Annotated in this window: 8 protein-coding genes; 2 read left to right on the top strand and 6 right to left on the bottom strand. The window is 40.4% G+C overall.

Features of this window, described 5'->3' with window-relative positions; genetic code table 11:
* Window positions 1-335: 335 nt before the first annotated feature.
* Together GSQ74_RS18405 and GSQ74_RS18400 are read right to left on the bottom strand one after the other, a co-directional pair.
* A complete protein-coding gene (locus tag GSQ74_RS18405) occupies window positions 336-2,792 on the bottom strand; it encodes a TonB-dependent receptor domain-containing protein (protein WP_158995680.1) in 2,457 nt (818 codons plus the stop codon).
* Window positions 2,793-2,915: 123 nt separating this feature from the next.
* Complete coding sequence (locus tag GSQ74_RS18400; RefSeq protein ID WP_158995679.1) at window positions 2,916-3,458, bottom strand: DinB family protein; 543 nt, start codon at window positions 3,456-3,458, stop codon at window positions 2,916-2,918.
* A gap of 262 nt (window positions 3,459-3,720) precedes the next feature.
* Here GSQ74_RS18400 and GSQ74_RS18395 point away from each other — a divergent pair, with 262 nt between their 5' ends.
* Both GSQ74_RS18395 and GSQ74_RS18390 read left to right on the top strand, forming a co-directional pair.
* A complete protein-coding gene (locus GSQ74_RS18395; RefSeq protein ID WP_158995678.1) occupies window positions 3,721-4,737 on the top strand; it encodes a sensor histidine kinase in 1,017 nt (338 codons plus the stop codon).
* On the top strand, window positions 4,737-5,447 hold the full coding sequence (locus GSQ74_RS18390) for a LytTR family DNA-binding domain-containing protein (protein ID WP_158995677.1): 711 nt from the start codon (window positions 4,737-4,739) through the stop codon (window positions 5,445-5,447). The genes GSQ74_RS18395 and GSQ74_RS18390 overlap by 1 nt, the downstream gene beginning before the upstream one ends.
* Before the next feature lie 665 nt (window positions 5,448-6,112).
* Here the strand turns inward: GSQ74_RS18390 and GSQ74_RS18385 are convergent.
* The 4 genes from GSQ74_RS18385 to GSQ74_RS18370 all read right to left on the bottom strand — a co-directional run bounded on the left by GSQ74_RS18385 (window position 6,113) and on the right by GSQ74_RS18370 (window position 13,779).
* A complete protein-coding gene (locus GSQ74_RS18385) occupies window positions 6,113-8,146 on the bottom strand; it encodes a glycoside hydrolase family 65 protein (RefSeq protein ID WP_254060920.1) in 2,034 nt (677 codons plus the stop codon).
* Window positions 8,147-8,174: 28 nt separating this feature from the next.
* Window positions 8,175-9,116 carry a hypothetical protein gene (locus GSQ74_RS18380; RefSeq protein WP_158995676.1) on the bottom strand — a complete coding sequence of 314 codons (942 nt, stop codon included), beginning with the start codon at window positions 9,114-9,116 and terminating at the stop codon, window positions 8,175-8,177.
* Window positions 9,117-9,240: 124 nt separating this feature from the next.
* Complete coding sequence (locus GSQ74_RS18375; protein ID WP_158995675.1) at window positions 9,241-10,761, bottom strand: RagB/SusD family nutrient uptake outer membrane protein; 1,521 nt, start codon at window positions 10,759-10,761, stop codon at window positions 9,241-9,243.
* Window positions 10,762-10,785: 24 nt separating this feature from the next.
* Window positions 10,786-13,779, bottom strand: coding sequence for a SusC/RagA family TonB-linked outer membrane protein (locus GSQ74_RS18370; RefSeq protein ID WP_158995674.1), 2,994 nt, complete (start codon window positions 13,777-13,779; stop codon window positions 10,786-10,788).
* Between the last annotated feature and the right edge of the window lie 280 nt (window positions 13,780-14,059).

Raw genomic sequence — 14,059 nt, 5'->3', positions numbered from 1 at the left:
AAGATGTCAATTACTTTGTGGATTATTGGGGATTCTGGGGATTTTACCAGTCTATTTCGTGCGCTTTAGAACACATAGCTGTGTTGACTATCCGGAAAATTGGTATTTAATAGCCAATAAATTAATATGATCAAAATGTTCCGGAATTGTCCATTTGTAATTCCGGAATGATGTGATCAATGACCATGGAATGACCACCCGTGGTGATAAAACTGACAAAAACACAAAATAAAATCAGGCACCTTCCAATACCTGATTTTAATTTAACTGACCTAAAGAACGAAGAAAGATTTTTTGCGCCCTCTGGACTTACCGGTGCTGAAGTGTCATTCAATTTAAGAAGCATCCTCGATCCGCTTAACTTGTTTTTCGTGTTTTGAAGCACCGGAACCAGAGCCGAAGCGATAGGAGAAAGTGAACGTAGCTCTGGAGCGTATTTCGTGTAGTTCAAAATTGAGCAACAGGTCATTGCTGCTTGTTAAAAATGCCACCTTCCGGCTGTTGAAAATGTCATTTGCATTAAAACTCAACGAAGCCCTGTCTCCGGCGAGGGTATACTTTGCAGCGGCGTCCATTCCAAAATCTGCGCGATTTCTATCCTGCAGAAGCATATCCTGTGCGCGATAATCTGCGCGGATTTGGAATGATAATCTTTGTATGGGTGTTATATTACTGGTGATGTTTGCATTCCAACTGATCCCGTTGTTGGCCGTTATACCATATTGTGGAGCTGCAGCATTATCCCGGTCAAAGATATTTGCATTGGCCGTTAAGTCCCACCCTTTTAGCAGGTCAAAATGGCCAATCAACTCCAACCCGGTAGTAATTGAATATTTAAAATTTTCAGGTATCGTGGTTGTTTCATCATTAACCGGGTCGGTTTCAATATGTTGAATTACATTATGGATCGTGTTATTATAGACACCGGAAGTAAAGGATATATTCTGCCAGGTTTTATTGTAATTTAATTCCAGGTCAGTAACGCTTTCCGGTAATAAACCCGGGTTACCCTTGTTGTAATTTGACGGGTCGGAAAAATCGATTGTGGAATTGACTTCCCTTACCGATGGTCTCGAAATCCGCTTGGTAAAGGTGAACTGCAATTGGCTGTTGTTTTCAAGCTGTTCGGTGAGCAGCACACTTGGGTATATTCCTTTGACGGGTACTTTTACCGGGGCGGCAAATAACATATTATTTGCGTTATAACTCATAAAGGTAGCGTCAAGGTGACTATCTTCTCCTCTTACACCTGCCTGGTAGCTGAAATTGCCGATCTGGTCCTTATAGTTCAAATAAACGGCGTTAACCTGGCTATTGCTGCTAAAAAAATCGGTAAACGCATAAAGCGGAGTTTCGCCCGTATTTAAAACGTTATAGGCATATTGGTCATTATTTCCGAGGGTAATCTGGCTGCGGTAACCGGCCGAAAATTGTCTTGATTTGCCTACCGGTAAAACATAATCAGCCTGTATATTGTAATTAGTGGCCTTATGCCTGGTATCACTTATTAGCGGTGTATCAATATTGGGTGATTGCACGCCATTAATAGGGTTGTAGCGGGTTGTATATTGTTCATAATCCCTGAAACTGCCGTATGCGTAGGCGAAGTTGAGCGTAAGTTCCTCTTTAGGTTTCTTAAATCGCCTGTTGTAGTCGAGGTCAAACTCATAACTGTTGCCATTATTATTTACGGTATTAAAGCGGTTGTAGGACTCAAGAGGTGCATCATCGGCAGAATAGTTAGTAACATTTATTGACCCATCCTGATGCATATTACGCGAATTAAAACTGGCGGATATACCCAATGTGCTCTCGGGCGTAAGTGAATAATCAATGCCGGCTTTTACAAACTGTATTTTGTTCCGGGTAACGGACGGAAAGGTTTCATTGGAATGCACAACGGTGTCAGCCGATTTTAAATAAGTAACAAGCTGTGTCCCGGTGCTGAAAGTATTTCCATTCTTTAGGCTATAATTACCGTAAATATTTACTTTCCCGCTTTGGTAACTCAGGCTGGCATCGCCGTTATAATTATCGCGGGTGCCGCCGCCAATATCTACGGAGGCGTTTAATCCTGGCCTGCTGTTCTTTTTTAGAATAATATTAATAACACCCTCGCCATTAGCGTCATAATTAGCCGGGGGATTAGGGATCACTTCTATGCTTTCGATTGCACTGGCCGGTATTGATTGAAGTATCTGGGTAATATCGCCATTTGCAATTATGGAAGGCTTTCCATCAACAAGGACTTTAACATTGGTAGATCCGCGGAGACTTACATTACCGTTGCCATCAATTTGCAGGGTTGGCACGTTCCGCAGCAAATCCGCCGCATTCCCTCCCTTGCTTACCAGGCTCTGATTAACTGAAAATACCTTTTTACTGTCGACATTTTGTAGTGCCTCCTTTTGGGCAGTGATAACGACCTCTTTTAGTAAGCTACTCTTTGATGTGCTCATTAGCAGCGTGCCTAAATTTAAATTGCCGGTTGCGGGGTTGATCAATATATTTTCTTTGAAGATATTATTGTAGCCAACATAACTTACCCCAAGGCTAAACGTCCCGCCAGGCACATTTTCAAGCACGAAATGACCGCTTGTATCGGTTTGAATTTCTTTAACAGGGGCTTTGATTTGCTGATTTAATAAAGCTATCGTGGCAAACGGGATAGGCTCATGCGTAAGCGAATCAGCTAGCGTTCCGGATATTTTTATACTTTGCTGACTATATCCCCTAGCAGCAATCAGCATGAGTAAACCGATTGCTGCCATTTTTAATTGAAGTAATTTCATGAGCTGGTTTTTGATGGTTAAAGGTGTCTCAACAACTTGAAACCTTGTAATTGTCGATGATGATGCTTACCCAATTAGCGCATCCGGCTGAAAACAGATACGCGAAAACATTCGGCCCCTTAGCTAAAACAACACTTCCGCTGGCGGAATTACGCCTTTTAAACGCAGGTAAATGGTGGTTTGACCCCGTTGATGGGTTTGATGTTCAAATGCCTTACCGAATAATCCGCTTCTGGTAATGTCATGCCTGCCAAACTTTGTGGTTTCCTGCATTTGATCGGGCGTCATATTTTGGAGTGTGCTTATTACCCAATCGTAGCTATCCATTACCGTTTTTATGGTAGCTTCCTTCGTCGGTGACACTGTTTTTTCATTAAGATTATGAGTTGCAAGTGTTTCACCAATAGGGTTTGGTTTATCACTTGCGACAGTAGCAAAGACATAATTGGCATCAGCCAAATGAAGCATTTGCTGCGCAAAAGAGCGAATCTCCGGTGTTGGTTTAAAACCGTAACCCTCTTCGGGCATAGCATCCAGGTAGGCTTTAGTGTACATTTTTGCCCGTTGCCATTCGGTTATCATTTGTGGTTGCGTAAATTGAGCGAATACTGAACTGCTAACAAAAATTAATGCCAGGACTGTAAACAACAGTGTTACTTTTTTCATGATTGCGTTATTTATGAGGTGGTTAGATAATTTAATTTTCATGTTTTGATTTTTGATGATCAAAGGTGTTTTTTACAAACCGGCTTCAATAATCTATTCGACTAGGTTACTTTTATTTCCAACAGGGACTGGTGTTTATTCGACGCTTGGGCTTTTCGGGGGTTTTTACTTAATTATCTTAATTTACAGGGTAATTGCAGAGAATAATGGCCCAACGGTATAAAATAGCGTACGAAGAAGTAAAAGGTTACTATTTTTGAATATGAAGATATGGAGGCAGGCACTCAGTACTACTCAACTCCAGGTGTTTATATGGACAGCCGTGTTGTTGCTGATATTTTTTTCACTGCTGCCGATGAATGGTTTGCTGGAATCAGTCATAGTCACGGTAGTCAACGCAACATCATATGCAATCATTATTTACGGGAATATCCTGCTCTTATATCCGGTATTTTATCAAAAGAGAAGGTTCGTATGGTACGGTATTTCAGTAGCATTCTTTTTAATTTTAACAGGAATGCTAAAGGGTTACGCGGGCTTTATCCTTCTACAATATTTTCGGTTGACAAAATCAACCCAGGTAGATTTGCTTAATTTACTGGCTTATGTTCCCGGGCTCATCCTGATCTATGTTCTCAGCCTGGTTTTTCGCATTGCCATCGCCTATTTCACTTTAAAACAACAGACAGAGGAAATTATTTTGCAAAAAAGCCAAGCCGAACTTAATTTACTCAAATCGCAGGTTCAGCCGCACTTTCTTTTTAACGCGCTGAACAACATTTATTACAGGGTTTATAAAGTTGATCCACCGTCGGCCGGTCTGATAGAACGTCTGTCGGATATAATGCGTTATTTTGTAGATGAAAGTCCAAAAGAAGTAGTGCCGGTGTCGACAGAAGTGGCATTTATAGAAAACTATATGGAGCTTGAAAGGATCCGTATCCGGCACGGTGCCGATATTAAGTTTGAGAAAGATTATAACCCGGAACTCCGCATCCCGCCCATGCTGCTCATGACCTTTGTAGAAAACATTTTCAAACATGGGATCGACAAATCACGGAAACAAAACCGGGTAACGATTTCGCTGGTCCAGCAGAATGATTTTTTGCTTTTTAAAACCAGTAACCATAAGGGCGATCCGGAACCTGGCGATCAACCAGGTGGGTTTGGGATCGTTAACTTAACCAAAAGGCTCTGGATGTTGTACGGAGACAAATTTGAACTGACTATTGATGACGAAGGAGAATTATTCACCGCGTTTTTAAAAATTCCGCTTTAATGAATTTAAGCTGCATAATTATTGATGATGAGCCTGACGCCGTCGACCTGATGGAACTGCTGATAAAGCAAAGTACAACCTGGGTACTGAAAGCGAAATGTTATGATGCCCTGGAAGCGCTGGCATTTTTAAAAATGAACCAGGTTGATTTTATTTTTCTCGATATAAACATGCCAAAGCTTACAGGCATGGAGCTCGCAACGTTATTGCCGCCCCGCACCAAAATTGTTTTCACCACAGCTTATTCCGAATATGCTGTTGAAAGCTATTCTTTTCAGACCATCGACTATTTGCTTAAGCCCATTACTTTAAAGCGATTTCTGGCATCAGTCGAAAAAATAGAGCAGCATTTTTTAAAACCCGGGCCGGAATACCTGCCAAATGCTGAACAGTGCCCGGAATTTTTTTTCGTAAAATCCGGAAAAACATTAAGGAAGATTTTATTAAAGGACATCCTGTATTTTGAAGGAGAGAAGGATTACGTAAGGCTGGCGACAGGCCAGGAACAGATGCTGATATACCGCCGCCTAAAGGACGTGGAAGAGCAGCTTACATCCCCGTTTATGAGGGTACACAACTCTTATATCATCAACTATGAACAGCTTAGTAAGATTGAGGATAACCATATTTATATCGCTGATAAACGCATACCTGTTAGTGAAAAATTTAGGGAGCGGTTTATGGAAGTTATTAATAAAAATAAGTTTTAATTAGAGCGAGAATAATGGAGCCATGCGAACAACCACCCGCCTTACAACCTTTGAAGATATACCGCAGCTAAATGCAATGATAGCGTTGTCTGTGTATGGTTTGAGCGCTGCAGTACGCTCCGGACTATACATTTTTTTTAAATCTTCTCTGGGCTGTTTAAACGATGTGATTTTTTTCAAATCATTGATGAATTAGTTCGAGAATCGTACCAGCGGGATCACCAATATCGATTTAGACTCAAAGAACCATAAATGCACCTTTTCAGAAATTAGCTAACTCTTTTAGCCATTAAAAAAAACAATTCGTAAAGTGTCTTGTCGGGAGCACTTAACGGGACGGCTAAAATTAGCAGTCTCGTTTTTTCACACCTACAATCTGGACATTCCGGAGCCATTGATCACCTCATTCCGAAAACTACAAACAGGTATTTCCAGAATACTTTGACCACATCAACCTCTTGAGTGTTAATTGCGATCTTCTAATTACCTACACAACTCAGTGCTCTAAAGCGCACAGAATAGCCTGGTCGAGGCCGCCGTAATATCCTGTACAAGGCAGGATTATCAAATATTTTATTGTAATCCGGCTTTGTACACGAGGTAAAAGCAATGGAAAGTAATAGCAAAAAGAAGTAAACGTCGTTTCGTAAAATATGAGTTATTAGTTATTTGAGAATATAGGTCTTTTTGTCTACCCCAACACCTGTTATGATTAACGATTTCCATTGCTTGGGTAATTTGCTTTTTACTTGTTTTATGCCTTCTGGGGTGATATCCAAACCACCAAAGCCCATTAATAAGCTTTGAATGATGCCACCTGCCCCCGTAGCAAAATAAGGATTTGTACCACCTTTAGTTTCAGCAATAACCCTGAACGGAGGATTTAAATTTGGCTGATAAGCATCATTAAAGAAATGATAAGCTTTATCGCCATCACCCAAACGGGCATATAGTAAAGCAAAAATCCCCTGTGTCATGGCAGGCGTGCCAGCGTTAGGTATGCGGGTGTCATAATACTCCAGGTCTTTTTTAACTTGTGCGGCATCGGTTATAGTATGTAACGGATATGCCAGGAGGTTCACGTCAGCTTGCTTAATACCTTCGCCGTTATAACTGTCAAATTCCCTGGTAACACCGTTTGGCAATTTTGATAACGGGATATTTTGCGCAACCAGGTCCCATTCTGCATCAGGTTTAATACCAAGTAATTTAGCCGCCGCAATAGCATCATTCAAATTTTCGATAGCTGCCGCGTTGGTAAAGGCATCGTTATCGATATTCTCCGCCCATTCATCAGCGGCTACCACGTCTTTAATATCATAATGCCCCACACCGTTGCGCTCAACCCTGCTAGCCCAAAAATCTGCGGTTGCGGATAGAATCGGCCAGCCTTTTTCAAGCAGCCATTGCTTATCCTGAGTTACACAGAAATAGTTCCATGCCGCAAGTGCTACATCAGCTGTAATATGGTGTTCAAGAGGCCCGCTTAAGGCCCAAACCGGGGTTTCTTCTACCCCCTTATCAGCGCTTTCCCATGGGTACATGGCGCCTTTGTAGCCACGTGTGAATGCGTTTTGTTTAGCCGCATCCAGGCGCTGAAAGCGGTATTCTATTAATGATTTTGCAATCTCCGGATGTAAAACCAATAATGCAGGAAACATCCACAAATCGGCATCCCAAAATACATGACCGTTATAACCCAAGCCAGATAGCCCCATTGGCGATGGCGACAAGGCCGTGCCAGCACGGGAAAATGAGTATAAGTGATACAGCATGCTATGAACATCCTGCTGCGCCTGCGGATCACCTTCAATTTTAATATCACTACGCCAAAGGGTATCCCATGCCTTATTGTGATTTTTAATCAAACGATCCATTCCTTCCAACTTGGCGAATATGGTTAAACGTTCAGCCTGGTTTAACGGATCGGCATCATGAGCAGAAGTAATGGATGAACCTGCAACACCATACCGGTAGGTTTGCCCGGCAGCAATGGTTTTGCTAAACTTCATCAGATGCATATTGCTATCCCACATTTCGTGGATGATACGCGGTTCGGCACCATGCGGCTCGCTAAATAAAAAAGTATTGGAAGCGCATAGTTGCAATTTGCCTGTCGGGCTTTTGGCTGTCGAGGTGAGCAAGCTCAGCGTTACGTGCGGCCTGTCTATCTCGTTATAATAATTCTCAACTTCTTTTAAATCATCTGGCGCTTCCAAAATGCTTGCCGCCGTTACGTTTATTGGTCTTTTCGCAGTGATTTCAACATCCATCAACACCGTAAAGGGTAACTGACGTAGGGAATAGTAAGTGTACTTTATCGTTGCCTCATCGCCATAATCAAAGCTAGTGGTAAAGGCAGCATGCTGCATATCCAACTGCTGTTTAAAATTACTGATGTTTGTGGCGTTGATGCGTGTACCATTTATTTCAAGGTACATGTTAAGCAAATTAAAACTGTTCAGGAAATTACTTACCCGTCCCCTTCCATATAAATCATAAGCACCTGCAAGCACCACATTTTTCACCTTAAATGGTTCGGGCGATGACACAACACCAATCATCCCGTTAGCTACGGTGACCCCATAGTAATTCGCTGGATCAATTTTATCAGCTTTTATTATCCATTGATCCTGGGCGTATAAGGTAGTCTCGCAACAGAATAATAGGCCAAGCAATACTAATTTTAATTTATTCACTATCAATTATTTTGTGATTTACTGATCATTATAAAATGGGATACATTAAGCGAAATTCAACCTCGCTATCATCTCTTACAGGTAAATTACTTACAAACACCTCATCAGGAGAAGACATTGCATGAAGGTATCTATCCTGGATGTATCTTCCCATTGCGGCAAAGGCCTTTTGTTTTTCGTTGTATTTCCCTTTAAAATCTGTTAGTAATACTTTTGTAGGGGGTATTTGCATGTACAAAAACCTGCTGTCGGTTGTAATCTTCTTATTAACAGGAATGCCTATCGTTATTTGTATTGAGTCTCCGGCTTTAGGGATGTATTGTACCATAACCTGGCCTGCCTGTATTAATTGCTTAGATAAAATATAATTGTGCAACTGGTTTTGCATAACAGAAGTTTCGGTATAAATTTCTTTCTTAAAAACGGTTTCTCTCTTTACTATAACTTTCCTTTCCTTTAAAAGAACTGATGTTATAGCATAGCCATAAAATGATTTTGTATCTTCCATATATTTCTTAAAATCAAATATGGCTGTCTTTCTTAAATCATCCTTTTCTAATGCCTGTATAAAATATTTTATGATGTTACTTTTAAACGTAGCTATTACAGTAGTAGTTAATATGTTAGCACCAGGAATAATTATATAGCTATAATTAAAATCATTGCCATTTATAACCCTCTTTACCAAAATATTGCCGCTGTACTGCGTCTTTACATCAAAATACCCATTTGGTATGCTAAGTTTGAAGCCTTTTAAAGTATTATTCAGTTTGCATAAAAGAGAATCATTACTAACTGCCTTATTTATATCTGGGTTCCATTTTTCCCAGCTTTCAGCTTTACTCAATTGTTGGTAACAATTAAAATATGAAGCATTAATTTTTACAGCAACTTGTTTGTTAAAGGGAATTAAACCAATGATAATAATTATTATAAACAGCAATAAAACGATGGTCAATATTCTTTTCATACAAAAAGGGTAATCCCCGGTAAAATCCGAAACTAATTAAATTTATAGTTATAAAGATCATTAAACAATAATGGAACAGTTAAAAAGCTGTTCCATTATTGACAGATCAATAAAAGTGTAATTCTTAATAACCTGGGTTTTGCTTCAACAAAGGATTAGTAGCCATTTGTATACTTGGTATAGGGAATAAAAATGTATGCTGATCAGCATCAGCGCTTTTATTTGGTACACGTGCACCAGTATAATAAGGCGTTCCGGTTGCTTTTTCAAACCTGATCAAGTCATTCCTTCTCCAACCTTCCCATGCAAACTCATGCCCGCGTTCCATCAACAATTGATCAAGTGTTATAGTTGTAACGGGTGGTAGTCCTGCCCTTGCCCTTATTAAATTCACGTTGGTTACAGCAGTTGCCCCATCCCCCATCTCCAAAGCAGCTTCGGCCGACATCATGTAAGCATCTGCAAGGCGGAATCGAACACCATCATTACTGGTACCCGCGCTGCCGGTACCTGGTTGCGGTTGATATTTGAGACTGCGTGCCCCTGCATAAACAAAGCTATCGGCAGGATTACTTAACTGAAGCACATACTTGCTAAATATAGCACCCGCTATAGGCGCACCTGCTGCTGTATATTGCTGGCCAATTGCCCACATTTGGGTACGTTTATCAGCTGCAGCAAATGAATCGTAAAAAGCAGTTGGTGCACAAAAACCATTATAAGGCTGGCCGGTTAAGTTATAAGTTAACTGATTATTATAGTTAAGCGTGTACATCTCAATCACATTGCCCGGTATTGAAGGAAAGTTGAATGGAATAACAAAAATGTTTTCAGTTGAACTTTTATTGGTATAAGTAAAATTATCGAAGAAATTTGGCTGTAAAGTATATTGACCGGATGCAATAACCATGTCTGCATATTTTTTAGCATTAGCCCAATCAGCCGTACCTGTATATACCTGTGCATTTAAATATAGCTTGGCCAATAGCATATAACCACCCCATTGATTAAAACGCCCATAGTTGGCCGGAGTAGTTATACCGCTCTCTGCAGATAATAAAGGAATGTTAGCCTGTAAATTAGCTACCAGGTATTTGTAAATGGCAGCCTGGTTTTGCGGAGCTAAATTCGGCGATCCGCCATAAGTGGTTATCAAAGGGATATTGCCATACAAATCCATCATTAAAAATATGCTGTAATCCCTTAAAACATTAATTTCTGCTATAACAGCCGCATTGTTTGCCGGTTGGGTTGGTAAGTTGGTCAAAAAATTTATAACGAAATTAGCTTTGGTTATGCAATTTGTAAGGTCTGTCCAACCTCCAACATCATCTCCGTTCAACTCATCAACAGCATGTAACCATAACTCCTGGTGTTCACCACCATCATACCAGTTATTACCGCGAGTAGGAATGATCATTTCATCGGTCGTAACCTCATTTAATTGGAACACGCTTTCTGTTTGTAATGGCGTTAAGGCAGCATAAGCCGACTCTACTACTGCGTTTATTTGTGCAGGTGAAGTGGAATAAGTAGCGGCAAGGCCAGAACTGTAAGTATCCTGCGGCAGTTTTTTGCACGATTGGATAAGCGCACTGCTGGTTATGAGTAATCCAAGCAGGCTCAATATTTTTATATTCTTCATCTATTTTAAATTTAACTGTTACTATTACTTAAATGAAACATTAGTGCCAAATGTAAATGACCTAACCGGAGGATAATATGCATAACCTCCATAGTCGGCATCTATATAGTTTTGATTAGGACTAGTTGACGAAGCAACATTCACTTCAGGATCAAGCCCTCTATATTTGGTAATTGTAAATAAGTTGTTGGTTGCAACATAAATCCTTAAAGTATTAAACCCTTTAATATGGCTAAAGGTGTAGCCTAACGAAGCATTATCCAACTTTAAGTAAGATGCGCCTTCCAACCACCTATCTGAAGCTACCGGCCCGCTAGTTACGCCGTTGGTTAAGGCCGCTTGAGTGGTATTGGTTCCAGGTAAACGGGTTACAGTTTCATAATCTAACAAAGTATTATTAAATATTTTTTGTCCGTAAACTCCGCGTAAAAAGAAGCTTAAATTCCAGTTTTTGTAACTAAAACTATTGTTTATTCCATAGTTAAATTTGGGGCTTGGATCAATATAATGGCTTGGAGGCACACCACCTGTCTCTGCCGCCCATTGAGCAACAGTTTTTCCGTCAAATTCTTCAACACCCTGTGCATTTACACCTGTATAGTGAGGAAGGTAAAATACATATGGCGCATATCCGGGTACAAAACGGGTTATTGGGTTTGAACTTAAACCCTGTCCCTGTGCCAAGCCAACATTTATAAATGGTGTATTTATTGCTGTCCCATCAAGCGTACCTGATAAACTTTGTATCCTGGTTTTTAGGAAATTTATATTTCCAGAAGCTGTCCACTTAAGGCCATCTCCTGTTAATATCTGGCCGGTAAGTTGAAGTTCAAATCCTTTATTGGTTAACGAACCAATATTCGCCTCGGTTGTAGGGTATATATTAGGTGGTTGGGGCACTGATACAGCAAATAGCAGGTCAGTAGTCTTATCATTGTAATAGTTCATATTACCTGATAGCCTATCATTAAATAAAGAGAAATCAAGCCCTACATTACGGCCTATCCTCTTTTCCCAGCTTAAATCAGGGTTAGGGTTTTGCAGAGGAGTAACAAATGGCAAATAACCACCTGAAGCACCGCTGTAATATTGAGTATTATTGGTACCAGTAGGCGGCCCAACCAGCGCTAAATTTGTATAAGGCCCAACACCATTGGCATTACCTGTTTCGCCCAATCCGGCTCTTATTTTCAAATCGTTTATCCAGTCAACGTTGCTTAACAAATCGCGTTTTAATCGATAGGCTAAATCAAATGCCGGGAAATATCCTGTTTGATGACCGGAGCTAAACTTACTCGACATATCACTTCTGATAGAGGCGGTAGCATAAAAACGACTATCGTAATTATAATTTATACGTGCAAGGTAGGATTGTATCTCGTATTTATCCTTGTATGAACCTATCGGCACAGCTACAGGTGATGAACCGGTGCCCAGATTATTGTCCAGACTTAAAGGATTAAGCAAGCCCTGCGCCGAAGCAAAAAAGTAATCAGTATAGAAAACGTTATATTCATCAACGAGGGTTGCGCTAAGGGAATTTTTACCAAAATGGGTATCATAATTAAGATGAATATCCCCTTTGTAAGAATTTGTATTAGTTGTAGTATCAGAAGCCTGGCTGAGATTTTGTTGCGTTGTGAAAGATGGAATAAACAAGTGTGTTTGTACATTATTACGGCTTGTTGCACCTGTTGCACCCAATACAAGCCCCGGAACAATGGTATAATTAATTGTAGAATTTATATTTGTCAGATACTCATTGTGTCGATCATAAGTATCTGTTAAATATTCAACAGGGTTATAGGCCTGGTAACCGGCACCAAAATCGTTAAACGAACCATTTGCAAGCCTGACAGGAATGGTTGGCAACGCGTTAAACACGTAACCGATATCCGAATAATTCACCAGAGAGCGGTTTGTATTAACATTTGATATCCCTAATGTAATATCCAGTTTATTGTTCAGGGCCTTTTCTTCGCCATTAAACCGTACGCCTAATTGTTGCTTACCGCTATTAATAATGACACCTTGCTCATTCTGATAATTCAATGATGCCCTATAATTGAAACCATCCGAACCGCCGGATATGGCCAGGTTATTGCTGTTTGTAAATGCTGTACGATTAATGGCCTTTTGCCAGTTAGTGTTAACGTTGTCTGATTCTCCTTGCCCGGTTTGAGGGTTTGCCTTTGCCTCCGGTGTGGCAAGATATTCGGGTGTAGTTAACAGATCATAGTATTTGCTCTGGGTTCCTGTGCTTACATAGCCATTATAGTCAACAGTCGTTCTGCCGGCTTTACCCTTTTTAGTCGTTACAATAATTACACCGTTGGCGCCGCGCGAACCATAAATTGAGGTAGCTGACGCATCTTTTAATATATCATAGGATTCAATGTCGCCGGGGGCGATATTCTGGAACTCCTGGGCATTATCTAACGGCACGCCGTCAACAACAAATAGCGGAGATTGATCGCCGCTAACCGATGTCTGGCCCCTTAAACGAATAGAAGAAGCCTGGTTAGGGTCGCCGCCGCCTGTAGTGATCACCACGCCAGCAACTTTACCCTTGATTTGGTCAAGCGGGTCAACTATACTTCCCTGATTGAAATCTTTTGACGAGACGTTTGCCACGGCTCCTGTAAGATCTTTTTTACGTTGTGTACCATAACCAACACTCACCACAACAACTTCATTCAGGTTAGATGAGGAGGATTCAAGCTTAATGGAAACTGGTACTCCGCTGGCAGCAGTGATCTCCTGGGCGGTGTAACCAATATAGGACACCACCAGGATTGTGGTTGATTCAGGAACTGAAAGTTTAAACGTACCATTTGTATTGGTGGTTATTCCAAAATTTGTTCCTTTTGCTAAAACAGATACTCCCGTAAGAGGAGAACCATCTTTAGCATCGGTAACCTTGCCCGAAACTACTTTATTTTGAGCCATTGCTGGCAGAGTAAAGAAGAAACATAAAATGGCAAAGTAACTTACATTAAGTAAAAATTTTAGTTGCATAATTTTAGGTTTGAGATTTAATTGGCTTAATAAATTGAATTATTAAATTCAATAACAGTAAATAAAAATGATTTATAAATTGCTGGTTAATCCGGCATACTACTTAAAATAATTTAAGATTTTTAAGGTGGTGTGTATTTGTTTTTCGGTGATTTAAGCATCGGTGTTAATTTGATATAGGTTTATATAAATACAGGCAAACCGGCACATACCTAAAACGGCACACAGGTTTTAAATGACAAACTGCTTGCAACAATGCACACTTGTTGTCAGGTCATTA

Source organism: Mucilaginibacter sp. L196, assembly GCF_009765905.1.
Classification (GTDB): Bacteria; Bacteroidota; Bacteroidia; order Sphingobacteriales; family Sphingobacteriaceae; genus Mucilaginibacter.
The sequence above is the reverse complement of the archived record's forward strand: the minus strand, read 5'-3'. Positions and strand labels throughout refer to the sequence as shown.

What these genes read in the sequence shown, in the direction of transcription:
- GSQ74_RS18405 (WP_158995680.1), bottom strand. Translation starts at nt 2,792, where the DNA reads ATGAAATTACTTCAATTAAAAATGGCAGCAATCGGTTTACTCATGCTG.
- GSQ74_RS18400 (WP_158995679.1), bottom strand. Translation starts at nt 3,458, where the DNA reads ATGAAAAAAGTAACACTGTTGTTTACAGTCCTGGCATTAATTTTTGTT.
- GSQ74_RS18395 (WP_158995678.1), top strand. Translation starts at nt 3,721, where the DNA reads ATGAAGATATGGAGGCAGGCACTCAGTACTACTCAACTCCAGGTGTTT.
- GSQ74_RS18390 (WP_158995677.1), top strand. Translation starts at nt 4,737, where the DNA reads ATGAATTTAAGCTGCATAATTATTGATGATGAGCCTGACGCCGTCGAC.
- GSQ74_RS18380 (WP_158995676.1), bottom strand. Translation starts at nt 9,116, where the DNA reads ATGAAAAGAATATTGACCATCGTTTTATTGCTGTTTATAATAATTATT.
- GSQ74_RS18375 (WP_158995675.1), bottom strand. Translation starts at nt 10,761, where the DNA reads ATGAAGAATATAAAAATATTGAGCCTGCTTGGATTACTCATAACCAGC.
- GSQ74_RS18370 (WP_158995674.1), bottom strand. Translation starts at nt 13,779, where the DNA reads ATGCAACTAAAATTTTTACTTAATGTAAGTTACTTTGCCATTTTATGT.